We start from the raw sequence: 24,818 nt of genomic DNA, 5'->3' as shown, positions 1-24,818 counted from the left end.
TAAGTCCTGAAAAAGTTAAATTCAGCGTACACATGTTCGCTTAAAAATTGCGGGCTAGATTTAATGTTCGGAAGTATAAAGTTATGACAACTGCGCCTGCCGCAAAACCTCCACTTATTTGGTTAAATATTCTTGTTTTTTCAATCACTTTCTTAGTCGCCGCGATCGGTGTGCCTTGGTACGCTATCAGTATCGGCTTTGCCGGTGAGCTGACCTGGATCTTATTGGCAACCATTGCTTTTGCGGGCATCTCGATTACCGCCGGGTATCATCGGTTGTGGTCGCATCGCACCTATGACGCACATTGGAGCCTACGTGTTTTATTTGCCTTAGGGGGCGCGCTAGCGGTTCAAAATAGCGCCTTGCATTGGTCTTCGGATCACCGCGAACACCACAAGCATGTCGACGATAACGACCGTGACCCATACTCGGCTAAGCGTGGCTTTTGGTATTCGCATATCGGCTGGATGTTGCGGGAATATCAAGCGAAGCGCTACCACGACTACGCCAATGTTCGCGATTTGGAAAAAGATCCGATTGTACGTTGGCAGCACAAGCATTATCTGAAGCTGGTCTTATTAACCACAGTGGGCTGGCCGTTGCTAGTGGGTTGGTTAGTGGGTGATATCTGGGGCAGTATACTCTTGGTAGGTGTTGCACGTTTGGTAATTAACCATCACACCACTTTCTTTATTAACTCATTGGCACATATTTGGGGTAAACAAACCTATACTGACCGCAATACTGCCCGCGACAATGGAGTTCTCGCGCTATTTACCTTTGGTGAAGGCTACCATAATTACCATCACATTTTCTCAGGGGACTACCGCAACGGGATTCGTTGGTGGCAGTTTGACCCGAGCAAATGGTTGATTCGGAGTATGAGTTGGCTTGGCCTAACCAAGAACTTAAAGCGCAGCAATGGCTATCAAATTGAAAAAGCGCGGTTGTCGATGCAGTTACAACGCGTGACGCGGGGCCAGCAAAGCCTCTGTGAGCAGCAGTTGGCAAAGCTACAACAAGAGTATGAACTGCTCCTTGCGCGCTTAAAAGAGTACTATCAGGCCCGAAAAAATTGGGCGAACCAAGCGGACTTGCGAGATAAAATCGCCGCCATGCAAAGCACTCTCAAAGCGCATAAAAAGTATTTTATTGCGCTTATTGAGAGTACCTTGCGCGCCCCAGAACCAGCCCAAGGCTAGTTCTTTTTCGCTTTCGCGAACGCCTCGGCAAAGGCAGATCCCATTGCTGAGGCGCCCCTGTCCTGCGGTGATTTTTTAGGGCGAGCTGCTGCCGTGGCGCGTTGCTTGTTGTGAGCCGCTGGTTGAGGTTTGGCTGACCCGCTGCGACTCGCACCAATTTCATCATCAAGACGCATGCTCAGACTAATCCGCTTGCGCGGCAGGTCAACCTCGATCACCTTCACTTTGACGATGTCTCCAGCTTTGACCACTTCATGTGGCTCACTGACAAATTGGTGGGACATCGCCGAGACATGCACTAATCCGTCTTGATGGACGCCGATATCGACAAAAGCCCCAAAGGCGGCAACGTTACTGACCACCCCTTCAAGGGTCATGCCAGGCTTCAAATCGGCAACCGTTTCAACCCCATCTTTAAATGCTGCAGTTTTGAACTCAGGTCGCGGGTCGCGGCCTGGCTTCTCCAATTCGTGCAGGATATCGCGGATGGTGGGGAGCCCGAACTGCTCATCGACAAAGGCTTTAGGGTCGAGCTTACGGAGGAAGTCGCGATCACCAATTAAATCATTTACGGCTTTGCCTGCACTCGCAGCAATATGTTCGACCAGCTTGTAAGCTTCTGGGTGAACGGCTGAGCTATCAAGCGGCTGACGGCCATTACGGATGCGCAAAAAGCCCGCGGCTTGCTGATACGATTTAGGCCCCATACGCGCGACTTCGAGGAGCTCCTCGCGACTGCTGAAGGCGCCTTTTTGATCACGATAACTGACAATGTTTTGCGCTAAAGTACGCGATAAGCCAGAGACGCGAGCCAACAGGGGGACCGACGCTGTGTTAAGGTCGACGCCCACTGCGTTGACGCAGTCTTCAACCACTGCATCGAGACTTTGCGCCAACAACGCTTGGGAGACGTCATGTTGATATTGGCCAACCCCAATCGCCTTGGGTTCAATTTTTACTAACTCCGCCAACGGGTCTTGTAGCCGCCGAGCGATTGACACCGCGCCACGCAAAGAGACATCAAGCTCAGGCATTTCTAGGGCGGCAAGCTCTGAGGCTGAATAGACCGAGGCCCCCGCTTCGTTGACGATGACCTTGTTAATCGAATTAAGATCCGCTTGTTTAAGCATTTGTGCGACGAGGCGGTCGGTTTCCCGCGAGTATGTCCCGTTACCAATTGCAATGAGCTCAACTTTATATTGTTGGCACAATTGGGTCAGGGTGCGCAGGCTCTTGTCGACTTGATTTTGTGGCTGGAACGGGTAAACCGTATTGGTCGCAAGAACCTTTCCCGTTGCATCGATGACCGCAACTTTAATCCCAGTGCGCACGCCCGGGTCGAGACCCATGGTCGTTTTGGCACCAGCAGGAGCCGCCATCAACAAGTCTTTTAAGTTGTTGGCAAAGATCTTAATCGCGTCATGCTCAGCTGCCTCGCGCACCCGCGCGAACAGTTCAGTTTCCATGTGCAGCAATAACTTGATCCGCCAGGTCCACTGAATCGTCTGCCGCAACCAAGCCGCGTTTGCTCCGGCCTCAGGGTTTAATTCGAAATGGTTCGCAATCAGCGTTTCACCATAGCTACTTGCGGTGACAGAACGCTCTTCTTGACCCGGCTCCGGATTCAATTTAAGTTGCAGCACCCCCTCATTGCGCCCTCGAAATAGCGCCAAGGCGCGATGCGATGGAATTTTCTTAAGGGCTTCAGAAAACTCGAAGTAATCGCGATATTTTGCCCCTTCTTGTTCTTTTCCGGACGCCACTTGACTGGTGATATGAGCGTTTTCCCACAAATAGTGACGAACTTTTTTCAGTAGCTCAGCATCTTCAGCAAAGCGCTCCATGACAATGAAACGCGCTCCTTCTAAGCAAGCTTTGCTGTCGGCAAAGCCGGCTTCAGGGTTGAGATAAGCTTGGGCCGCTTGCTCTGGGTCAAGATCGGGTTGCTGCAGCAATGCATCGGCAAGAGGTTCAAGCCCTGCTTCAATTGCGATTTGACCTTTGGTGCGCCGTTTCGGTTTGTACGGCAGATACAGATCTTCCAGCTCAGTCTTAGATTGCGTGGTGCGAATCGCTGCAGCGAGCTCCGCAGTCAGTTTGCCTTGCTCTTCAATACTGGCAATAATCACTTTGCGGCGCTCATCGAGCTCACGTAGGTAACTCAAGCGCTGTGCCAGTTGACGCAATTGCGTATCGTCAAGACCGCCGGTAGCTTCTTTGCGGTAACGGGCAATAAACGGGACGGTTGCCCCTTCATCTAATAACGCAACAGCTGCTTGGACTTGTTGCGGCGCAGCGTTTAACTCAGCCGCGATTTGCTGTGGAATCCAGCTCATAACATCTCTCTATGGTGAATTTTTACTGATTATATCAGGCTGCGTCGGGGTAGGTAATGGCGATGACATACCAATATTTGGGACCTTGGGGTGTCTGGACGCGAATTTCATCATCAAGCATCTTCCCAAGTGCGGCCCGCGCCATCGGTGCATCGATCGAAATCACATCGTTACGCTGATAAATCTCATCTGGACCTACAATACGGAATTGGACCTGTTCACCCGCTTCGTTCTCTAGTGTGACCTGGGCACCAAAATAAATTTTTCCGGCTTGTTGTGGGGAGTAATCAACGATTTTTAGTTGCTCTAACCGCTTGCGTAAAAAGCGAATACGGCGGTCGATGCTACGCAACTTTTGCTTGTTGTACTTATAATCCGCGTTCTCACTTCGATCGCCTAGGCTGGCGGCCCAAGCGACTTTCTCAGTTGTTTCGCGGCGTTCTACGCGCCACAAATGATCGAGCTCAGCTTGTAATTTTAAATACCCTGCGCGGGTGATGAGGTTACTTGCCATGATTTTAAGAATTTGACCGTGACGGTCAGGCCATGTGGTTTAGAATGGCTAAATTGTAACTGGGCATCGTGTAATTGTGCAATCCGCCGCGCAATCGACAAGCCCAGCCCAGTGCCCTCATATTGACGGTTCTCGGCACTGCGATAGAAGCGTTCACCAAGTCGAGTTAATTCCTCATCACTCACTCCTCCACCAAAGTCGACGACCTCAACCACAAGTTCATCGGCTTGGGTGTGGGCGCGAATGATTAACTTGCTGTCTACTGTGCTTTGTTGCATCGCGTTATAAATAAGATTGCGCAACAGCACTTTCAATAAGATTGGGTAGCCGAGCAACTGACAGTTAGGTTCAATATCAATCTGCCAGTCGATTTGCTCAACTTCGTCGCTCGGTAGGTCGGCTAAAATTTGGTGAAGTAAATCAAGTAAGTCAACCGCCTCGCGCTGTTGCTGCTTAAACTCGAATTGATCAAGTCGTGCCAGCTCGAGCAACTGATTCACCAAGCGTGTCATCCGCTCTGCAGCGGTTTGAATGGCGACCGCATTAGGGTGATCTTTGCTAAGCTGGGCTGCGTGCAGTATAAGTGCCGCGAGCGGGGTGCGCAGTTCATGCGAGGCGTCTGCGACAAAGCGTTGCTCGCGTGCAATCTCTTTTGCAAGCCGTGCAAACAAGGTGTTTACAGCGATACGAACCGGTTCAAGTTCGCTAGGGAGTGGGGCGTTAATCGCCCCAAGATCTTGGCTTGAACGGGTCGCTAGCTCAGCCGCGAAACGTTGCACCGGCTTGAGCAAAATAGCGGTGATGAGAAATATCACCAGACTGATAGGAACCCAGGTCAACAGTATGCTAACGAGCTGTTCTAACGCTAAGTATTCACTTATTTCGGAGCGGACATCTTCACGTTGGCCGGTGTAGACCCAGACTTGATTGCTTGGGTCAAAACGACTAAAGCCAACCCATTCAAACCCTTCACGAGAGGTCAGGTGATAGCCATTTTGCGGTTGTGAAAGTGGCTCACCAAGAGCATTGGTGGTTGCAAATAGCAAGCGCTGCTGAAGATCCCATACTTGAATTCCAAGCTTGCTCTCGTATTTGTGACCATCACTGAGCCGGTCATGTTCACTCTCTTCGCTCGCTTGCAGTTGCTGCGGAATTTGAATCAAGGTGACTTGATCAGGTGAAGGAGTCCAATGCGCGGTCCGCAACAAACTAGTCATCAGGCGGTTAGTTTGAGCTAATTCGGCATCATACACTTCATCTAACTCATGCATGGTGTTGCCATAGGTCGCATAGGCCGTAATACAAAGTACGATGAAAACAGTCAGATTAATGAATAGCAACAATGCCGTTCGAAGTGAGAGTTTCATGATTGATCCAGCTGTTGAATATTCGGATCAAGGCGATAGCCGACGCCGCGGACGTTACGAATCAATTCTTTATAGAACTTCTTGCGCAAATTATGAATATGAACCTCAATGGCATTACTCTCCACTTCGGAATCCCAGCCGAAACATACGGATTCAAGGTGCTCTCGCCTAAGGATTCGCTGTGGATGCAACATAAATTCTTTCAGTAACAGCCACTCTCGTTTGGTCAAAATAATACTCTGCTGTTGATAACAAACACTCTGGTTAGCGAGATCCATCTGGACCGGCCCCGCGCTTAAAATATCGTCTGTGCGTTGTTGCTGACGCCGGGTAATGACGCGCAAACGCGCTTCTATTTCGCGTAAGTCAAAGGGTTTGGTGACAAAATCATCGGCACCCGCATCAAGGGCAGCTAACTTAGTGTCGATATCATCCCATGCCGTTAGAACTAAAATAGGCACGCTCAAACCTCGACTTTTCAGGCGTTTAATCAACGGGACTGCGAGACCATCGGGTAAACCCAAATCGAAAATTGCGGCTTCAAAATGATCTGTATCAAAGGCAACTTCCGCTTGTCGCCCCGTTGTACAGTGCTCCACTTGGTAGCCTTTTTGTTTGAGCCCCTGCACTATACCTTGGGCGATAAGCTCATCATCTTCGACTAATAACACCCGCATTTATCCAATCCTTTCACATGCATGACTGAGATCCAGTTTAGCTTGATAAACCGGCGTGTCTATCGTAAACAAGCCAGTTAATGTATGGAACAAGTGGTCGTGGCTAATCGCTTGCTGCTGTTGTTGCTGTAAACAGTCTACTTCAGTTTGATAGGTCTGGCGAAACTGTTCGTCACTCCAAAAAATCATCGGCACATGCGTTTGACTTTGTGGGGCGAGCCAGTATGGCATGCCATGCAGATAGAGCCCTTGCTCGCCCAGTGATTCGCCATGGTCAGAGACATACAACATAGCTCCAGCGATAGGGTGCTGGGCTAATTCATGAATGACTCCGGCGATGACTTTATCGGTGGTTAAAATCGAGTTGTCGTAACTATTATTGATTTGTTGGTCATCACATAACTGGAGTTCGGCGGTCTCACATTGCGGTGTAAATTGTGCGACATCAGCACTGCTACGACGCGAGTAGGCGGGTCCGTGACTACCGATCATATGCAGCACGATAACGGTATTTTGCTGTACCTCAGTAATGCTTTCACGGAGATATTCGAGTAACACTCGATCGTCACAATAATCGCGGTTTTGGCACCATTGAGGATAACGTTCTCGCTCAATTTCGACGTGCTCAACCCGATCGCAGACATGTTTACAGCCCGAGTTATTATCGATCCAGCGCACTGCAAATCCCGCGGCTTTGAAAAAATCGAGAAGATTACTACTGTACTGAGCTTTGCTCGGCTCATAGCTGTTGCGATCGAGCCAACTAAACATGCATGGCACAGAGATCGCCGTCGCAGTGCCACAGCTTTGTACCTGCGAGAAAGCGACTAAGTCAGCGTTTGCGGCAATTTTTGCCAGCTCAGGAGTGGTCTGACGATTGTAGCCGAACAGCCCAAAGTGATCGGTTCGAGCCGTTTCGCCAAGGACCAGAACCAACACCTGAGGCTCATCGGTGGTAACTGAGGGAGTGATGCCTTGGGTTAAGTTTTCAAACTGCGGTGGCGTGCTGAGCTTGGTGCGAGCCACGGATTGAATTGCCCCAACCCAATTGGTCGGAATCGTATGATAGCGCAAATCGCGGTGATTTCGCAGGACCGAAGCTAACGGCTGATAACTGGTCAAAGCAAGGGTTGCAATCAAGCCGATACCGACGACAACGCGCACAATTTTATGCATCATAAATGAACGAGGACGTTGTGGCACGATTTGCACAGCAAAAAGTATGAGCGTCGGAATCATACCGAAAAATAGCAATCGTTTGACCAATGCGAAGGAGAGTAGGGCACTGGCTTCGTGTGGATCGGTCTCGACCACATTGACCATCATATCGGCATTAATGACGACGCCGTAACTGGTCATAAAGTGGTATGCCAAGGCGGAACTGATGAACACCATAGCCAATAAAACTTTGCCTAGCTTTGGCCACCATAAACATTCGACCAGCAGCAAATGCAGGGCAAACAGCAAGAGGCCGAGGGCGACCGCTAGGCTCAGCTGCAAGTGCGGAATACTCGTCGCAACAGCTTGGGCGAATAAGCTATTGTAGCCCAGCGTGAGCCAGAGTGCGCTCATCACAATGAGCCATGATGCTTGGATGCGCGGACGCTTAAGCATAAGTTTTAGCCTCGCTTGGTTTGCGATTAACGATATTAAAAAAGATGGTTGCGACCCATAGTGCGATAAAAGCGCTAGTGATGTCGTCGATAAAAAAATGCGCCCCGCGCAATTGTTGGATAAAGCCTAAGCCAAATCCGACAGTGAGACTGGTAACAAGGGCGATCATGGCGCGCTTAGGCTTGCGCTCGCGCCAATAAAAATAAAGTGCGATCCAAGCGAAACCAATCGAGGCATGGCCAGCTGGAAAGCATTTACCCGCCTCGATAAAGCTTGGTTTGAGTTGGAATAAGCCATAGTAAGGTCGAGTCCCACCAAATTCGACCAAGTCCCACGGGCAATCAAGTTGGGTCACTGTTTTGAGGTAGGCGATCAAACCAAAACTGGTTAATACGCTTAGAATTAATAAGCCACGGTTTTGAGTCCGAGGCGTCCAGCCATAACGAATACAGTCGCGCCCAAAGAGCAGCAATAACGATGCAACTAAGACACTATTAAGATGGCGTACTCCGGTATGCATGACAGTCTCGGTGAACCAGTGTTGCCGCAATGCCCATTGCATGCCCTCTAATTCATAAAGAAAGTGGGCAAAACTCAAATGCACTGAGGTGACCTGAGTGACCATTAAGATTGCGATGAATAGAAGCGTGAGTCGCGCCATGTCCGTTCTCCCGTTATGGGAGCAGAGCATGACAAAGGAAACTTAAATTAAACTTAAGTGAAGAGGTTTAGGGCGCTATTCTAAAAACAAAGTGATCTGATTAGCGCTGTTGCGGTCACCATGAAATACCATATGTTGAAAGGCTTGATACCAATTTTGCTGGCTACGACATTGGACCCTCACTAACTCGTAAGCCCTAAGTTGTTCACTCTGAACGAAACGATCGCGAATACGCTGTTCAAGTGGGCGAGCCCAATTAGGGTCGCGCCAGGCGAGGCTGACAAATATTACGGGAGCTTGTCCAATTTCAGTGGAGTTGGAGGATGCTCCACTTCGGGATAGCTCAAACGTCCCACAGAAGCGATTGAGTGGTAGTGGTCAAGGCCGCTTATTGCGGTTAAATCCAGTTTTGATATATCTAAATGGCCATCGCTATGAAGCGCGGCTTGTGGATACTTCACCCAGCAAATTTGGCCAATAACCAACAAAGTACCATTGTGTTTGATCGGGACGAGCTCGAGTAATTCCATCCCAATACTCAGCGGACTCTCAACAACTGCAGGTGCCGCAAAGTTAGGGTGATACTCTGGAGTTAATCCAACGTTTTCAAATTCAGAAACCTCACGGGCAAATTTTGCTGCACTATGATGCGCCTGCGGGACCATTTGGCAGGTCACGGCATTGTAAGTGTAGACCCTAGTTGCTTCGATATTTTCAAGGGTATGACGGGGGACAGTGTGTGGCCGTGTAACATGGGCAAGTAACGCTGGGTCTGCTCCTAAGTGGACCACTGAACTCACCAAGGCAAGATTCGGCTGCCCCTGCGGATTTGCGCTGCCAACCAAATTGGCGCTCTTATAACCTGATAAACTATTTACAAATTGTGCTCGATAGCGGCTCGGTAATGCTTCGAGTTCAGTGCGCTTAATCACGGTCATATCGATTCCTCTCGTTGTTTGCGCTGTCCCGCACAACGTTTTGAGCAGTATTTTACGTGCTCCCAGTCACGCGCCCACTTTTTCCGCCAAGCAAAGGGGCGCTGGCAGACTGGGCACATCTTTTGGGGTAAGTCTGATTTTTTTCGCATGCGCTATTAACGTTGAACAGGGCCGTTTGGATTGCTTACATTTGGAAACAAAAACCGTATGCTTGCAACGATTCCGGGTTTGGCAATTACAGTGGCTTCTCTTATAGTTGTTGAGAAGCCAATAGATGGAAAAAGTTTATGTCGCAAGAAACCTTCAAAGTTCTGGTCGTGGATGATGATGCCCGCCTCCGTGCGTTGCTTGAGCGTTACCTCACCGAGCAAGGTTTTTACGTTCGTAGCGCCGCCCAAGGTGAGCAGATGGATCGCTTGCTCGAACGCGAAAATTTCCATTTGATGGTCCTTGACCTGATGTTACCGGGTGAAGATGGCTTATCTATTTGCCGCCGCTTACGCCAGCAAGAAAACACGATTCCTATTGTCATGTTAACGGCCAAAGGTGATGAGGTCGACCGTATCATTGGCTTGGAGCTCGGCGCCGACGATTATCTTGCCAAGCCATTTAATCCGCGTGAGTTACTGGCGCGAATTCGCGCCGTGTTGCGGCGCCGTGGCTCAGAGTTGCCAGGCGCTCCAAGTGCCGGTGGCGAAGTCATCGAGTTTGGTGAATTTCGGCTTAATCTTGGCACCCGCGAAATGTTTCGTGGTGATGAACCCATGCCATTAACCAGTGGCGAGTTTGCCGTATTAAAAGCGCTCGTCCAGCACCCTCGTCAACCTATGTCTCGGGATAAGTTGATGAATCAAGCGAGAGGCCGCGATTATAGTGCGCTTGAGCGCAGTATTGATGTGCAAGTCTCACGCTTGCGGCGAATGCTAGAAGTCGACCCGGCGAATCCTCGTTATATTCAAACCGTGTGGGGACTTGGCTATGTATTTGTCCCGGACGGTGAGAAAAAAGCTTAGATGGTCGCACTGCTGCCACGTTCCTCGTTCGCTCGCACTCTGCTCCTTGTTGCGAGCTTACTGCTGATCAATCAAGTGGTTTCTTATTTGATGGTTGGCTTTTATGTGGTGAAGCCGAGCATGCAACAAATCACCGCCTTGGTTGCCCGCCAAATAGAAGCAACTTTGGTGGTTGATGACTTTATTAAACACAGTTTTGCCCCACGTACGAGTAAATTAGAGCTCGCTCAAGCCTACACTGCAGAGGCTGGGATCCAAGGATTTAGTGAAGACGAAGCCATTGCGAATGGCTTGCAACAAACCACGGCCTATAGTTTTCTATCGGTACGCATACAGGAACTACTCGGTGCTGATACGCAAGTTCGCATCAGTCAAGGCGAGGAGTTCATGTTATGGGTACAAACGGACCGTGTTCCCGGCTATTGGTTGCGCGTTCAGATCGATAACTTCAACGAGTCGCGCTTTTCTCCGTTACTGTTTTATCTTGTTTTAATCGGGGTCTTAAGTGTGCTTGGTGGCGTTCTTTTCACCAATTGGCAAAATAAGCCATTAAAGGCACTAGAACGCGCAGCACAGCAAATCGGGCGAGGCGAATATCCAGATTTGTTGCCAGAGCAAGGCTCCTCGGAAGTGGTCGCAGTAACCCGTGCGTTTAATCAAATGTCACAGGGGATCCAGCGCCTTGAACAAGATCGTAATCTGCTGCTGGCGGGGGTTTCTCACGATTTAAGAACTCCGTTAACTCGAATGCGGCTAGCTGCTGAGATGTTACCTGAACACGAAGAGCAAACTGCGCTTGGGATGATCGATGATATTGATGATATGAACGCCATCATTGACCAGTTTATCGATTATGTTCGGGCCGATTCGAGTAATGATTTAGATCGTGAAAGCTTAAGTTACTTAGTTGAGGATGTGGTGGCACACATGCCAGAGACTTGGCAGGTAGAAGTCACCCTAGAACTTGCCGAGTTACCAAAGATTCCAATGCGGGCCTTATCGCTGAAGCGGGTCTTGTTAAACTTACTGCAAAACGCAGTGCGCTATGGCGGCGGTAGAGTCTTGATCCAAACGCACTACAATGAGAGTGAAGCAACCGCTGCGGTGACCTTGCATGATAATGGCGCTGGCATTCCTGCTGACCAGATTGAACGGTTATTGCAACCCTTTACTCAGGGAGATCAAGCCCGTGCGAGTAAAGGGTCTGGGCTCGGTCTTGCGATTGTCCAACGGATTATCGAGCGTCATCATGGCACCCTTAGCTTTGCCCAGAGTGACCGCCTTGGAGGCTTGGCGGTCACCATAACTCTCCCGGCGTTAGCTAGCGCAGCCTATTCAGACCGTTAAGCGCGGCAACGCGATAGGCTTCGGCCATCGTCGGGTAGTTGAAGGTGGTGTTGACGAAGTACTCGATGGTATTGCCGCCATTCTTTTGTTCCATAATAGCCTGACCAATGTGAATGATTTCGGCCGCGCGCTCACCAAAGCAGTGAACTCCCAATACCTCTTTCGTTTCGCGGTGAAACAGGATTTTCAGACTGCCGACTGAGCTGTTGGAAATCTGTGCCCGAGCAAGATGCTTAAATTGGGCGCGACCAACCTCGTAAGGGACCCGTTGGGCGGTCAACTCTTCTTCAGTTTTACCGACTGAACTAATCTCAGGAATGGTATAAATCCCAGTTGGAATATCGGACACCAAGCGATGATCGCAGACCCCCTCGAGCATAGCCGTTGCACAAATGCGGCCTTGGTCGTAGGCGGCACTGGCAAGGGAGGGATAACCAATAATGTCACCGACCGCATAAATTGATTCACACCCGGTTTGATAGCAAGGCGAGACCTCGAGTTGACCGCGGTGGTTTGGTTTCAGACCAACCGCCTCAAGATTTAACTCCTCATAGTTACCTGAACGGCCGTTGGCATAGAGCAAACAGTCGGCGACTAAGCGTTTACCACTCTCGGTCTCGAGCACCACGCCATCATCTGTGCCGGTAATGCTTTGATAAGCTTCGTTATGGCGAATCACCACGCCGTTGTTACGCAGGTGGTATGAGAGTGCATCGGACATTTCCGCATCAAGGAAGGAGAGCAGCCGATCACGGGTGTTGATCAGATCGACCTTAACCCCTAAACCACGGAAGATACTGGCATACTCACAGCCGATCACACCGGCGCCATAGATGATAATGCTGCGTGGTTCATGTTTTAAGCTAAGTACGGTGTCCGAGTCATAAATTCGCTCGTGGGCAAAATTAACATCATCAGGGTGGTAGGGGCGTGAGCCGGTCGCAATTACAATTTGTTCGGCCTGAATCACATCCTGACTGGCATCACGGTAATGAACCCGAACTTGGTGCGGGTCGACAAGCGCAGCCGTACCATGAATCACGTCCACCTGATTACGTTGATAAAAACCACTACGCAGTTGAATTTGCTTACGGATGACACCTTGCGCATGACGGAGGATTTCGTTAAAGGTTAAGCCTCGCTCGATACGGTCGCCAGAGAAAATCGGGTTCGAGTTATATTCGACTAAGCGACTTACAGAATGGCGGAGCGCCTTTGATGGAATAGTGCCCCAATGGGTACAGCCGCCCCCGATCGAATCATATTTTTCGATCATGGCGACACGACGGCCACTTTTTGCCAGTTGCATTGCAGCACCTTCCCCGCCGGGACCACTGCCAATTACCACCGCATCATACTGCTTTTGTGCTGTCGTCATGTTTTACTCCCCTGCACCGATGTAGTAGCTTATAGTATCAATTTTGAGATAAAAATCCGACGAGTAAAGAGCAAAACTGCGTGACTAGAAAGCAACTTCCCGAAATTGTCCTTCGACAAGTCGTCGCAAAAAGTCGTTTGCTGCAAATTGAAGCGGTGGATTTACGCTTTAGTAATGGGGTCGAACGTCAGTTTGAACGGATGCAAGGCAGCGGTCGAGGCGCTGTAATGGTAGTCCCTTTTATCGATGACCAAACGCTCATGTTAGTGCGCGAGTATGCCGCTGGCCTGCACAATTATCAGCTTGGGTTTCCGAAAGGCTTAATTGACCCTGGTGAAACCCCTGAGCAAGCGGCAAACCGGGAGCTCAAAGAAGAAATTGGTTATGGTGCGAAAAGCTTTATTCCACTAAAAAGTGTGACCATGGCACCGCAATTCTTCGCTGCCACCATGCATATTTTCATCGCCAAAGATCTCTATCCTGAACAACTCACCGGTGATGAGCCCGAACCATTAGAACAGGTCCCGTGGCAGTTGGCCAAAGCCGAGGCTTTGCTGGCGCAAGAAGACTTCACTGAAGCGCGCAGTATTGCGGCGTTGTTAATGACTTTGCGGCACCTGCAAGAGGACTCGCAATGAGTGCTCAACCCCCTTACCAACAATGGCTCGAGGGGGCATGCGAAGCGGCTCAGCAAACCGGTGCGCTCATTTTAGATCTGTACCAGCAACAACAATTTGAAACCTTTACCAAAGCCGATGCCTCGCCGGTCACCAGCGCTGATTATGCTGCCAATCAGATGTTGCAAGAGCAGCTCAAACAACTCACACCAACGATTCCAGTTTTATCCGAAGAAACCGCACCCAAGAGTTTTGCTGAGCGCAAAAATTGGCAGCGTTACTGGTTGATCGACCCGATAGATGGCACCCAAGAATTTGTTGCAGGCAGTGGTGATTTTGCTGTGGTCATCGCTTTGGTTGAAGCAAACACACCGCAATTAGGCGTGATCTATTGGCCCACCGAACAACGGCTCTATTACGCGGGGCGCGGCATGGGTGCGTGGCGTCTTGTAGGCGACCAGCAACAAGCCTTGCAGGTGCGAAAGATGAGCAAACCGAGTGGCGAGCCTATTCGTGTGGCGATTAGTCGGCGCCAACCGCTAGAGCGAATCTTGACGCGGATGAATGATGCGCGTGAGTTCGCCTTTGTGCGGACGGGAAGCTGTGCGTTAAAGGCATGCTTGGTGGCTGAGGGCAGTGCCGATTGCTTTTTGCGGGTCGGACCGACCGGCGAGTGGGATACTGCTGCAGCCGAGGTTATCGTTGGCGAAGCCGGCGGACAGATCTTATCGGAGCAGTTTGTGCCGTTAACCTATAACGAAAAAGCCGACCTTGGGAATCCGAATTTCTTAGTCTTAGGCGACCCGGCAGTCGCTTGGCAGAGCGTCTTTATCGAACATCAGCAGCGGGCTTAATATCCACCGTTTCATGCAGCTCAGACCAAACTAACACAGCTTCACCTGATTCGAGCTGCGCCCGAACCGTGGCCACTTTGCTGGCAAAGCTCACTTCGTGTTCGCCATAATCTGTCCCTTCACGTAGCACAAAGGCTTCGATAATGGCGGTCAGTGTTTCGGCTTCAAGTTGTTGCCATGGGATCTGCATTTCATTTCCTTATGTGGCTAGGTCGATTGCTCAGCAGTGGCTTGTTCAAGCGCCTCAGCCGCGGCGAGCCAACTTAATTCGGCTTGTTCATGGGCTTGTTTAAGCTCTGCTTGTTGTTGCAATAAAGGAGCCAGTTCAGCCTTATGCTCGGGTTGATACAAACAGGTGTCGGCTAATTGTTCATTGAGCTGCTGCAATGCCGTATCTAGTTGTTCGAGTTGTTGTTCCGCTTTTTTTAGCTGCTGCTGCAACGGTCGTAACTGTGCCCGCAATTCGGCTGCTGCCCGGCGCTCCGCCTTGCGATCAACTTTAGCGCCCGAGGAACTCTCGCTGGCGACTGTGTTGGCTTGCCGACTCTGTTGTTGGAGCCAATCATGATAGGCGTTTAAATCACCGGAAAACGGCTGTACCGTGCCATTTGCAACCAAATAAAACTCATCAACTGTGGTCCGCAATAAGTGCCGATCGTGCGAGACAATGACCATCGCACCTTGGAAGTCCTGTAAGGCATAGACAAGGGCTTCGCGTAAGCTGCTATCAAGATGGTTGGTCGGTTCATCTAGCAGCAACAGATTGGGCTTTTGATAGACGATTAAAGCAAGCACTAAGCGTGCTTTTTCACCACCCGACATTGGCGCGACCGGAGTAAGCGCTTGCTCACCGTGAAAGCCAAACCCACCCAAATGGTCGCGTAGCTTCTGCTCACTTGCTTGGGGGTCGATACGCTGTAAATGGAGTAGTGCAGAAGCACTTGCATCGAGGGTTTCGAGTTGATGCTGTGCAAAATATCCCAACTGCACTCCCTGACTCAAAGCAATGGTGCCTTGCCGGGGGGGGAGCTCGCCCGCTAAAAGTCTCACCAAAGTTGATTTACCGGCGCCATTTCGGCCTAACAAACCAATACGGCTACCCGGCACCAGATTCAGCTGAATGTTGTCCAATACAATATGCTCAGCATAGCCGGCTTGCGCCTGCTCAAGCCTGAGTAGCGGATTAGGTAATGCGGCCGGCTCTGGAAACTCAAATGAAACTCCAGAAGCAGCTGCAATAGGGGCAGCGACAGTTAATTTTTCTAGTGCTTTGAGTCTGCTCTGTGCTTGTTTTGCTTTGCTCGCTTTGTAGCGGAACCGATCGATATAGCGTTGTAAGTGAGCGCGTTGAGTTTGTTCTTTCTCAAATTGCGCTTGTTGTTGCGCGAGCTGTTCTGCCCGTTGCTGCTCAAAACTGGAATAATTCCCTTTGTAGAGCTGGCCTCTTTGGTGCTCGATATGCAAAATATGGCCGACACTCGCATCAAGAAAATCGCGGTCATGCGAGATGATGAGCAAGGTGCCAGGGAATCGTTGCAGCCAATCCTCTAACCAAAAAATCGCATCCACATCTAAGTGGTTGGTCGGTTCATCGAGTAGCAACAAGTCGGCTCGAGCTATCAGCGCTTGAGCCAGGTTTAAACGCATCCGCCAGCCGCCTGAGAAGGCTTTTACAGGTTGCTTAATTTGCTCAGGCTGGAATCCAAGCCCGGCTAATAGGGTTGCTGCTCGAGCTTCGGCATCATAAGCACCAATTGCGGCTCGCTGGTCATGCAGGTGCCCGATTTGTTCTCCTTCATGGTTCGCTTCCGCTTGTTGCAATGCTCGTTGTAATGCGCGTAACTCGGTATCACCATCTAGAACATAATCAAGTGCGGCTTGATCAAGCGCTGGGGTTTCTTGTTTAACGCTTGCAATCCGCCAGTCCCGCGGAACTTCTGCAAGCCCTTGGTCGAGTTGTAGTTCGCCTCGCAATAACGCAAATAATGAGGATTTACCGCAGCCATTACGGCCTACAATGCCGACATGTTGACCGGCAAAAATCTGTAGGCTGGTGTCGTGCAAGAGCGTCTTGCTACCGCGCATCAAGGTGATCTCACGCAGAGTAATCATCCGTACATCCTAATTTGCTTGTGCGTTTAGCGGGATTATTTGCGACAATTATAGCGAAACCGCAAGGGGGTGAATATGGCCAATCGACGGAAACGTTTTATTGCCGGGGCAACCTGCCCGAATTGTAATGAGCAAGATACTTTAGTTTTGTTCGTTGAGGGTGACGATGAACAATTGGAATGCGTGCATTGCCACACCCATTTTACTGAGCCGCAAGCAACCCAGAGTGATGCCCGCACGCCCGCGGAGAAGCCCCTGGCCAGTAAAGATATTATCGGTTTATTCAAACCTGCAGATTAAAGTCTCGTTAAGAGACCTGAAAAGCGTCGAAAGATAAGCTAGATTAGAGTGATATGTGCCAATTGTGGCCTACTCTAATAGGAGCGTTAAAATGAAAACGTATATCAAGCTGATGTCACCGTGTATACCTTCACCGAGACCGGTCTCGCCTTGCAAGCAACGACCAAAGGTACCAAGTCCTGGGTCGATAAAGAACTCAACTACTAACCAATAACTAATAACCAATAACTAATAAGAAGAAAGCATATGGGCACATTAATCTGGTCTAACGAAACGGGCTTGCTCGTCGGTTTAACCTTAATTGTCTTGATGGTCGTGGTACAGTGGATCATCGGCAGTGCGGTGAAGGCGCGCAGTGCTGGCGCAATTCCCGGTAAAATTGATGAGAGTCTAAGTCATGACTCGTTTGTTTTCCGTGCTCATCGAACCTTCATGAATAGCTTAGAAAGCGTTCCGGTTTTCCTCATCACTGCGCTGCTAGCGATGTTTGCTCAAGTTGATGCGCAATGGTTAACCACTTGGGTTTGGGTATTTTTCGTCGCGCGCTTGCTTCATATGGTGCTTTACTATGCGATAGCCACCGAACAAAACCCAAGTCCACGGAGCTATTTCTTTTTGATTGGACTGGTCGCTCAAGTTGCCCTATTAGTGCATTTGTTTACCACCATTTTAGATTAGCGGAGAGGCCCCACTGTGGTTGATTTGGCGACTGAATACACCCGCTTGCAACAGACACCTGAATTTTGGTCTGAACACTGGGTCGCTGCGCTAAAACCATTATTAGAAAGTTAATCGAAGGAAGTTGTTATGAGTCGTTTGGTCAACCAACAAGACCTTGAATTTTTATTGTTTGATATGTTTTCAGCAGGAGCATTGCAACATTACCCACGCTACGCTGATTACGATACCGAAACGATTCATTCGATGCTGAGCACCGCACAGGGTCTTGCTGAAGATTACTTCCTCCCGCATTTTCAGAAAGCGGACGCGCAAGAACCCCAATTTGATGGGGACTCGGTGACTACCATCCCCGAACTCAAGCAGGCATGGCAGCAATTTGCTGACGCAGGTTTCCTTGCCGCTCGCCAGTCGCACGAACAAGGTGGATTGCAGATGCCGGCGTTGGTCAATATGGCCTGCCAAAGCTACTTCATGGCAGCGAATCCAGCGACCGCCGCTTATCCCTTCTTAACTAGCGCTGCGGCCAATGTGATTCAAGCATTCGGAAGTCGTGAGCAACAGCAACGCTATTTGCCCGCTATGTTTAGCGGTCGCTTTGCCGGCACCATGGCACTGACGGAGCCAGCGGTTGGCTCCTCACTTGGCGACCTAACCACCAAAGCGACGGCAGCGCGTGATGGGACTTATCGGATCAAGGGCCAAAAGATGTATATCTCTGGTGGCGATCAAGATCTGACTGAAAACATTGTTCATCTGGTATTAGCACGGATTGAAGGTGCGCCAATTGGAGTGAAAGGGATCTCAATGTTTATCGTCCCCAAGTTTTTAGTGAATGAGGACGGCTCATTGGGCGCTAGAAACGATGTCGCTCTGGCGGGTTTACTTCACAAAATGGGTTATCGCGGCACCACCTCGACTGTGCTGAACTTTGGTGAACAAGACCAGTGTGTGGGCTATCTGGTCGGCGAACCGAATCGTGGCCTCGAGTACATGTTTAAAATGATGAATGAGGCGCGTATTGGGGTGGGCCTTGGCGCTGCCATGATTGGCTATCGTGGTTATTTAGAATCACTAGCGTATGCCAAGGAGCGTCCGCAAGGGCGCGCACCAGATAATAAAGATCCAAGCACTGCGGCGATCCCGATTATCGAGCACGCCGATGTGAAACGTATGCTGATCAGTCAAAAGACCTACGTTGAAGGGAGCTTAGCGCTGTGCTTACTGGCGGCTCGGTTAGTGGATGAGGATGAAGCGGGTGGCGATGCTGATGCGGCTATTTTGCTCGATTTACTCACTCCAATTGTGAAGTCGTACCCCTCTTATTACGGTCCGCGGGCGAACGACTTGGCGATTCAAGTACTCGGTGGCTCTGGGTATATTCGTGAATACCCCGTTGAGCAGTGCTACCGCGACAATCGTTTGAATCCTATTCATGAGGGCACGCACGGTATTCAAGGGCTTGATTTATTGGGTCGGAAACTCTGGCAACAGCAAGGTAAAGGGCAGAAGTTACTGTTGCGTCGAATCCATAAAACCTTGGCAGAAGTGCGCACTATCCCTGAGCTGGCCCCGCTCGCTGATCGATACGAGCAGGCTTTGCAGCCATTGCTACAACATATCCTTGTGGCAGGTGAGCGTTTGCAAGCTGGCGAGATTAAACCAACTCTGGCGCAGGCATCGGTATTTCTTGATGTGATGGGGACCTATGTAGTGGCGTGGTTATGGTTGGATATGGCGCGCTTGGCCAAGGTTAAAGCTGAGCAAGATGACAGTTTTAACGATTTTACTCAGGGTAAAGTGGCAGCGGCTAAACACTTTATGCAATGGGAGCTGACCCAAGCAGAGAGTGCTCTAGCAAGCCTCAATCAATTTGCGAGCGGTTGGGATCAGATCGCCCCTGAGTGGTTATGAGCCAGCAAATAACGGAAGCAACATTGATTGTGCAAACGCGCGCCTGGGTTGAGCAGGTGGTGGTCAAATACAATTTTTGTCCATTTGCTAAGCCAGAAGTTGTTCATGATCGCATCCGTTATCAGGTGTTTAGCGGCCAAGACCTCGAGCCGTTAGTTGCCAAGTTAGAGCAAGAGTATCAGTATCTTGAGCAAAATTCGGCTTGTGCAACCACGCTTTTGATCGTGCCAATGCTCGAGAGCTTTACCGAGTATCTAGCGGTTTTACAGCTTCTCGAGCAGCAGCTTGAGAAAGCGGGCTATGAGGGCGTGTTTCAGTTGGCTAGCTTTCATCCAGAGTATGTTTTTGCCGATGCTGAAGCGACTGATTCAGCTAATTATACCAACCGCTCACCTTATCCAACTTTTCACATTTTGCGCGAAGCGAACCTCTCAGTTGCGATTGACCAAAACTCTTGGGTTGATGATATCCCTGCGCGTAATATCGACTTCACCCGTCGTCGCGGTGAAGTCTTCTGGCAGCGTTTACTCACCGAAATCAAAGGCGAAGCAGGCGCTACAAAAAATTGATGGAATTTTAACCATTATTCATCTAGGCTTTTGAGCAGTCGCAAATCGGCAGGCTTGGTCGCAGATTGAATGGGGCTGCTTTTTAACGCTCGCCTTCATGGCGCAAGGGTTTAATCAAATTTTTAACACCGATGTGGAGTCTTAGTTAAGCATCCCGAGGTAAACCTTTTTCGATGGCGCGAACGAGCCGGCGGACTTGTTGGTTTGGTTTCGCCAAACCCTCGTGCTGCCGCGCAATAGCCCACTCAATATGCTCATCAACGAGGGCTGATACCCGTCCTTTGCCCTGCTCCAGTGCGCTTAAAATTTCTGGCGCAGGGTCGGCATTACCGAGCGCTACCGCGAGATTACGCTGCCAGCGCTCAAAGCCGATACGGCGGATGGCCGAACCTTCGGTTTGCTTTAAGAAAGTGGCCTCATCCCACTGCCATAGCTCGAGTAATTTTGGCGCATGTAGGCTTTGGCGGGGACTAAAGTCGTCTTCATTGGTTAATTGTGCGAAGCGATTCCAAGGGCAAATTAATTGGCAGTCGTCACAGCCATAAATGCGATTGCCAAGTAGCGGCCGAAATTCTTCGGGGATCGCTGTTTTGTGCTCAATAGTGAGGTATGAAATGCAACGCCGCGCATCAACCACATAGGGTTCGACAATCGCTTTAGTCGGGCAGATGGTGATACAGGCAGTGCAACTGCCGCATTTATCTTGCTTAGGCTGATCAATGGGCAAGGGCAGGTTCACTAATAACTCACCAAGGAAAAACCACGAACCGCTATCCTCGGCCAGCACCAAACTGTGCTTACCGGTCCAGCCCAGCCCTGCTTTCACCGCAAGCGGGCGCTCCATAATTGGAGCTGAATCAACGAAGGGACGATAATCGAGGTCAGCGCAGGCGAGCTTAATTCGCTCACCCAAATCTTTTAACCGTTTGCGCAGTAATTTGTGGTAGTCACGGCCCAGCGCATAGCGGCTGATGTATCCCAAGCGGGGATTATTGAGGGTTTTGGCGAAACCAGCCTCAGCGGGCAAATAATTCATCCGTACTGAAATCGCGCGAACACTACCTTGGTGCAGCTTTGCCGGGTCCGCGCGTAGCTCACGGTGGCGCTCCATGAAGCCCATTTCACCGTGCATGCCAGCCTCGAGCCAACGATCAAGAGCGGCTTGCTCAGCGCTTAAGTCAAGGTCAGTGATACCCACATGCTGAAACCCGAGCTCTAAGCCCCAACGTTTAATATCTTGTGCGAGTTGTTCGAAGTCGACAGTGGTCGTCATTCGGCGCATACCCAGCTAAACTAGTCAAAAGTAGAGCCAAATATAACACGAAGGAGGGCAAATGGGACGAACATCAGGGCGCCCTTTGTATTTTTCGCAAGCCGTACGTGAGCATGAACTAGCTGTTGCTGCAGAGCTTGACTTGTCGCCAAGAGAGTTAATGCAGCGTGCTGCTCAAGCCTGCTTCGATTGGCTCCAACCACGCATCAAACGAGGCAGTCATTGGCTATTTGTATTAGGGCCCGGCAACAACGGCGGGGACGGCTGGTTACTCGCCCGCTTATGTCAACAAGCAGGGGTCAAAGTGTCGGTGTTTGCGGTCGCACCGCAGACTGAACTAGCCCAGCAAGCGGCCGCTGCTTTTCACGATCATGGAGGCCGCTCAAAAGCGCTCAGTGAGTTGACGGAAGCTGACTTGCAGACAGTGGAGTGGATCATTGATGGGCTCTTTGGAATCGGACTTAACCGTCCTCTATCCCATGAATTCGCGGCGCTGGTCGAGCAACTGAATCAGTCCAGACAAAGCGACAGCGCTAAGCGCGTTTTGGCTATTGATTGTCCATCTGGTTTAGATAGTGATAATGGCTTTCCGCTTGGCGTTGCCTTGCGTGCCGATGTGACCTTGACCTTCATCGTCACCAAAGCCGGGTTAGTGACCGGGGCTGCAGGTGATTATTGTGGGCAATTAGTCGAGTTGGATTTAGGGGTCGGAGCCGCTTTTCGCAAGCACGTGCCGACACCGATTGCGAGTATTAGCACGGAACAAGTGCACGCTAACCTCCCGCCAAGACGCTGGGGTAGCCATAAAGGCGATCACGGTCACGTTTTGTTGATAGGCGGCGCTCCAGGATATTCTGGCGCACTCTGGTTGGCAGGCGTTGCCGCATTGCGCGCAGGGGCGGGTAAAGTGACCTTGGCGTGTCACCCGCAGAGTCAGCAAAGCTTGGCGCAAACCCAACCTGAGTTGATGGTGCGCGGCGTGGCAACTGAGGATGATTTGCGTCCGCTGCTGGCGCAAGCAACCGTTGTGGCAATCGGGCCAGGACTCGGTCAGGATGACTGGGCCAAGCAACAACTTGAGCAAGCGTTACAATTTCCGCACGCCGTTGTGATTGATGCCGATGGGTTAATTTGTCTCGCGCAAATCCCCCTTGCGGAATATTCCTGTGCCGCAGCAAAATTAATGCTCACACCGCATCCGGGTGAAGCGGCTCGACTGCTGGGGCAGGAACGCCCGCCACAAAATCGTTATGACAGTGCGCAAGCGCTAGCGGAGCGTTATCAGGCGGAAGTACTGCTCAAAGGGGCAGGTTCAATTGTTTATCACTATGGACAGCAAAGCTGGCAAGTTTGCGAGCGTGGCTCGCCTGCTTTGGCCAGCGCGGGCAGTGGTGATGTGTTAACCGGGATTGTAGCGGCTTTGCTGGCGCAGGGGCTCGCCGATGAGGCCCTGAGTAGTGCCGTTTGGTTACATGCCGTAGCGGCTGAACAAGCTGCATTAGACGGGGAACGTGGTACACTAGCCAGTGACTTGTGGCAGCCGTTGCGGCGCCTCGTCAACCCTAATTTCAATCAGCAGCAGAGTGAGCTTGAATGAGCGTGGAACAAAGTCTTGCGGTAAAACACTATGCTTTGAATAACGAGGCAGAACTGCTCGCTTTTGCTGAGGCCATGGCGACTGCGCTGGTCAGTTCGGATGATAGCGCGTGGAGCTTTTATCTTCGAGGCGATCTCGGCGTGGGTAAAACCACTTTTAGCCGTGGCTTTATTCAGGCCCTGGGTCATACCGGTAATGTGAAAAGCCCAACCTATACGCTCGTTGAGAGTTATATGTTACCGAGTTGGACGGTTCATCACTTTGATTTATATCGCTTAGCTGATCCAGAAGAGCTTGAATTTATGGGCATTCGTGATTACCTTGGCAAACAGACAGTGCTGCTGTTTGAGTGGCCGCAGCGCGGCGAGGGTTTCATTCCCCGTGCAGATTTAGAATTATTCATTGACTATGCAGGCCAAGGTAGAAGCTTGCAAGTTACGGCGCGAACTGAACGAGGTCGAGCGTTACTCGAATCCCTCTAATGAAAAAATTGTTGTTTGCATGCACAGTGTTTTGGCTAGTTGCAGCGACCCAAGCGGTGGCGGCAAACGCGATCAATGCGGTTCGGATCCAGCCTTCGCCGGATAAAACCCGAGTGGTATTCGATTTAAGCAGTGCACCAGAGTACAGCTATTTTACCATCTATGAAGTCAAGCCCGATCGCTTAGTGATCGATTTTAATGGAACTCGCCTGAATACCGATTTGAGTCAGCTTGAATTAAGGGGTAAACGCGTCACCAAAATCCGCACCAGCACCCCCAAAGATAGCCAAAGTACTCGCATCGTCTTGGAGTTGACGGGGCGCTTTACTGCGAATATTTTTGAGCTTGGTCCCCAGGGTAGCATTAGTGACCGTTTGGTGATTGATTTATACGACCAAGCCAATGATGCGCCCGGTGAGAACGCTGCGCGCGAAACCTCCGCGGCGACGCCTCAGCGCAGCAGTAACCAGCCGGCCCGCACCGTTGATGAACTGGCGCAACGCAAAGTGGTGATCGCAATAGATGCAGGTCATGGTGGCGATGATCCCGGCTCGATTGGACCGTCTGGGACTTATGAAAAAGATGTCGTATTGCGAGTCTCGCGCGCCCTTGCCGACATTATCAATGCTGATCCTGACATGGAAGCTCACCTCATTCGTACCGGTGATTATTATGTCGCGCACAAACGTCGCGTGCGCAAAGCTGAGCAATTGCAGGCGGATATGCTGATTTCCGTGCATGCCGATGCATTTACTACGCCGCAACCTCGTGGTGGCTCAGTTTGGGTGCTATCAACTCGGCGGGCAACGACTGAACAAGGTCGTTTACTCGAGGATAAAGAACGTTTCTCGGAGCTGCTCGGCGGGGTGGAAGAGTCGGTTCGCAACGACGATGATAACGGCTACCTCGCACGTGCTTTTGTCGATATGCGTATGAACGATGCTATGGCGCGTGGCTTTGAAGCGGCCGAGGATGTCATCGCAGCCATGAAGCGTGTGACCCGTATGCATAAAACCAAACCCCAGCATGCCAGTTTAGCGGTCTTAACCTCAGCAAATATTACTTCAATGCTGGTTGAAATCGGCTTTATCTCAAATCCGCAAGAAGAGAAGCTGCTGTTGAGTAATAAACATCAACAACAAATCGCACGAGCTATTTATCAGGGTGCACGTGACTACTTTATGCGCCGGCCACCGGATGGAACCTCGATCGCAAGTAATCGGATGATTATTCATACGGTGAAATCTGGCGAGTCACTCTCTGTTCTAGCGCAGCGTTATGGCACCACAGTTAAGGCGATTAAAGAACGTAATCAGCTCCGCAGTAATATGTTACGCATTGGCCAACAGCTCGAAATTCCGCGTTAGGTCATAAA

At 50.5% G+C, this 24,818-nt stretch carries 24 protein-coding genes and 1 pseudogene; 13 read left to right on the top strand and 12 right to left on the bottom strand.

The annotated features are described in order from the left end of the window. Positions 1–83 precede the first annotated feature (83 nt). On the top strand, positions 84–1,202 hold the full coding sequence (locus CWI83_RS06370; RefSeq protein ID WP_126827250.1) for an acyl-CoA desaturase: 1,119 nt from the start codon (positions 84–86) through the stop codon (positions 1,200–1,202). On the opposite strand, the gene CWI83_RS06365 is transcribed toward CWI83_RS06370, so the two are convergent. The 8 genes from CWI83_RS06365 to CWI83_RS06330 form a co-directional block, all read right to left on the bottom strand. Continuing rightward, positions 1,199–3,538 carry a Tex family protein gene (locus CWI83_RS06365; protein ID WP_126827249.1) on the bottom strand — a complete coding sequence of 780 codons (2,340 nt, stop codon included), beginning with the start codon at positions 3,536–3,538 and terminating at the stop codon, positions 1,199–1,201. The genes CWI83_RS06370 and CWI83_RS06365 overlap by 4 nt on opposite strands. A gap of 34 nt (positions 3,539–3,572) precedes the next feature. Then, positions 3,573–4,052, bottom strand: a complete 480-nt coding sequence (greB, locus tag CWI83_RS06360; RefSeq protein ID WP_126827247.1) for a transcription elongation factor GreB — start codon at positions 4,050–4,052, stop codon at positions 3,573–3,575. Further along, positions 4,016–5,419, bottom strand: coding sequence for an ATP-binding protein (locus CWI83_RS06355; protein WP_126827245.1), 1,404 nt, complete (start codon positions 5,417–5,419; stop codon positions 4,016–4,018). Before CWI83_RS06355 ends, greB begins: the two co-directional genes overlap by 37 nt. After that, the gene (locus CWI83_RS06350) at positions 5,416–6,096 is read right to left on the bottom strand and encodes a response regulator (RefSeq protein ID WP_126827243.1); all 681 of its coding nucleotides are present in this window, start codon (positions 6,094–6,096) and stop codon (positions 5,416–5,418) included. Before CWI83_RS06350 ends, CWI83_RS06355 begins: the two co-directional genes overlap by 4 nt. Next, on the bottom strand, positions 6,097–7,710 hold the full coding sequence (locus tag CWI83_RS06345; protein WP_126827241.1) for a phosphoethanolamine transferase: 1,614 nt from the start codon (positions 7,708–7,710) through the stop codon (positions 6,097–6,099). After that, on the bottom strand, positions 7,703–8,371 hold the full coding sequence (locus CWI83_RS06340; protein WP_241969884.1) for a phosphatase PAP2 family protein: 669 nt from the start codon (positions 8,369–8,371) through the stop codon (positions 7,703–7,705). The genes CWI83_RS06345 and CWI83_RS06340 overlap by 8 nt, the downstream gene beginning before the upstream one ends. 287 nt (positions 8,372–8,658) lie before the next feature. After that, positions 8,659–9,309: a flavin reductase family protein gene (locus tag CWI83_RS06335; RefSeq protein ID WP_126827238.1), complete on the bottom strand. Its 651-nt coding sequence runs from the start codon at positions 9,307–9,309 to the stop codon at positions 8,659–8,661. Next, complete coding sequence (locus CWI83_RS06330) at positions 9,306–9,458, bottom strand: DUF2256 domain-containing protein (RefSeq protein ID WP_126827236.1); 153 nt, start codon at positions 9,456–9,458, stop codon at positions 9,306–9,308. The genes CWI83_RS06335 and CWI83_RS06330 overlap by 4 nt, the downstream gene beginning before the upstream one ends. Before the next feature lie 138 nt (positions 9,459–9,596). Between CWI83_RS06330 and ompR the strand changes: the two genes are divergently transcribed. Both ompR and envZ read left to right on the top strand, forming a co-directional pair. Then, positions 9,597–10,322, top strand: a complete 726-nt coding sequence (ompR, locus tag CWI83_RS06325) for an osmolarity response regulator transcription factor OmpR (RefSeq protein ID WP_126827234.1) — start codon at positions 9,597–9,599, stop codon at positions 10,320–10,322. Beyond that, on the top strand, positions 10,323–11,669 hold the full coding sequence (gene envZ, locus CWI83_RS06320) for a two-component system sensor histidine kinase EnvZ (RefSeq protein WP_126827232.1): 1,347 nt from the start codon (positions 10,323–10,325) through the stop codon (positions 11,667–11,669). Here envZ and sthA read toward each other — a convergent pair. Further along, positions 11,644–13,047, bottom strand: coding sequence for a Si-specific NAD(P)(+) transhydrogenase (gene sthA / locus CWI83_RS06315; protein WP_126827230.1), 1,404 nt, complete (start codon positions 13,045–13,047; stop codon positions 11,644–11,646). The two genes, envZ and sthA, sit on opposite strands and share 26 nt — an antisense overlap. 80 nt (positions 13,048–13,127) lie before the next feature. On the opposite strand from sthA, the gene nudE reads away from it, so the two are divergent. Next, positions 13,128–13,685 (top strand): ADP compounds hydrolase NudE, encoded by a 558-nt coding sequence (gene nudE / locus CWI83_RS06310; RefSeq protein WP_126827228.1) that lies wholly within the window; start codon positions 13,128–13,130, stop codon positions 13,683–13,685. After that, positions 13,682–14,518, top strand: a complete 837-nt coding sequence (cysQ, locus tag CWI83_RS06305) for a 3'(2'),5'-bisphosphate nucleotidase CysQ (protein ID WP_126827226.1) — start codon at positions 13,682–13,684, stop codon at positions 14,516–14,518. The genes nudE and cysQ overlap by 4 nt, the downstream gene beginning before the upstream one ends. Here the strand turns inward: cysQ and CWI83_RS06300 are convergent. Further along, entirely contained in the window at positions 14,493–14,708 is a 216-nt protein-coding gene (locus CWI83_RS06300) for a YheU family protein (protein ID WP_126827224.1), read from the bottom strand. The two genes, cysQ and CWI83_RS06300, sit on opposite strands and share 26 nt — an antisense overlap. A gap of 17 nt (positions 14,709–14,725) precedes the next feature. Next, positions 14,726–16,630, bottom strand: a complete 1,905-nt coding sequence (locus CWI83_RS06295) for an ATP-binding cassette domain-containing protein (protein ID WP_126827222.1) — start codon at positions 16,628–16,630, stop codon at positions 14,726–14,728. A 75-nt stretch (positions 16,631–16,705) separates the two neighbouring features. On the opposite strand from CWI83_RS06295, the gene CWI83_RS06290 reads away from it, so the two are divergent. The 5 genes and pseudogenes from CWI83_RS06290 to CWI83_RS06275 all read left to right on the top strand — a co-directional run bounded on the left by CWI83_RS06290 (position 16,706) and on the right by CWI83_RS06275 (position 20,091). Next, on the top strand, positions 16,706–16,930 hold the full coding sequence (locus tag CWI83_RS06290; protein ID WP_126827220.1) for a YheV family putative zinc ribbon protein: 225 nt from the start codon (positions 16,706–16,708) through the stop codon (positions 16,928–16,930). A 102-nt stretch (positions 16,931–17,032) separates the two neighbouring features. Then, a pseudogene (locus CWI83_RS10730) lies at positions 17,033–17,137 on the top strand (lipid-binding SYLF domain-containing protein); the annotation flags it as partial. A 39-nt stretch (positions 17,138–17,176) separates the two neighbouring features. Further along, positions 17,177–17,608, top strand: coding sequence for an MAPEG family protein (locus tag CWI83_RS06285; RefSeq protein ID WP_126827218.1), 432 nt, complete (start codon positions 17,177–17,179; stop codon positions 17,606–17,608). A 129-nt stretch (positions 17,609–17,737) separates the two neighbouring features. Beyond that, positions 17,738–19,522 carry an acyl-CoA dehydrogenase gene (locus tag CWI83_RS06280; protein ID WP_126827216.1) on the top strand — a complete coding sequence of 595 codons (1,785 nt, stop codon included), beginning with the start codon at positions 17,738–17,740 and terminating at the stop codon, positions 19,520–19,522. Continuing rightward, complete coding sequence (locus CWI83_RS06275; protein ID WP_126827214.1) at positions 19,519–20,091, top strand: DUF1415 domain-containing protein; 573 nt, start codon at positions 19,519–19,521, stop codon at positions 20,089–20,091. Before CWI83_RS06280 ends, CWI83_RS06275 begins: the two co-directional genes overlap by 4 nt. Positions 20,092–20,236: 145 nt before the next feature. On the opposite strand, the gene queG is transcribed toward CWI83_RS06275, so the two are convergent. After that, positions 20,237–21,364 carry a tRNA epoxyqueuosine(34) reductase QueG gene (gene queG / locus CWI83_RS06270; RefSeq protein WP_126827212.1) on the bottom strand — a complete coding sequence of 376 codons (1,128 nt, stop codon included), beginning with the start codon at positions 21,362–21,364 and terminating at the stop codon, positions 20,237–20,239. 61 nt (positions 21,365–21,425) lie between these two features. On the opposite strand from queG, the gene CWI83_RS06265 reads away from it, so the two are divergent. From CWI83_RS06265 to CWI83_RS06255, 3 genes are read left to right on the top strand one after another with little or no spacing between them, the layout of a single operon-like run. Further along, positions 21,426–22,961: an NAD(P)H-hydrate dehydratase gene (locus tag CWI83_RS06265; RefSeq protein ID WP_126827210.1), complete on the top strand. Its 1,536-nt coding sequence runs from the start codon at positions 21,426–21,428 to the stop codon at positions 22,959–22,961. Then, positions 22,958–23,443 (top strand): tRNA (adenosine(37)-N6)-threonylcarbamoyltransferase complex ATPase subunit type 1 TsaE, encoded by a 486-nt coding sequence (gene tsaE, locus CWI83_RS06260; protein ID WP_126827208.1) that lies wholly within the window; start codon positions 22,958–22,960, stop codon positions 23,441–23,443. Before CWI83_RS06265 ends, tsaE begins: the two co-directional genes overlap by 4 nt. Then, complete coding sequence (locus CWI83_RS06255) at positions 23,443–24,810, top strand: N-acetylmuramoyl-L-alanine amidase (RefSeq protein WP_126827206.1); 1,368 nt, start codon at positions 23,443–23,445, stop codon at positions 24,808–24,810. Before tsaE ends, CWI83_RS06255 begins: the two co-directional genes overlap by 1 nt. Positions 24,811–24,818: the final 8 nt, after the last annotated feature.

The organism is Pseudidiomarina taiwanensis (assembly GCF_003987435.1).
GTDB lineage: Bacteria > Pseudomonadota > Gammaproteobacteria > Enterobacterales > Alteromonadaceae > Pseudidiomarina > Pseudidiomarina taiwanensis.
This window is presented reverse-complemented; position numbering and strand designations above follow the sequence as displayed.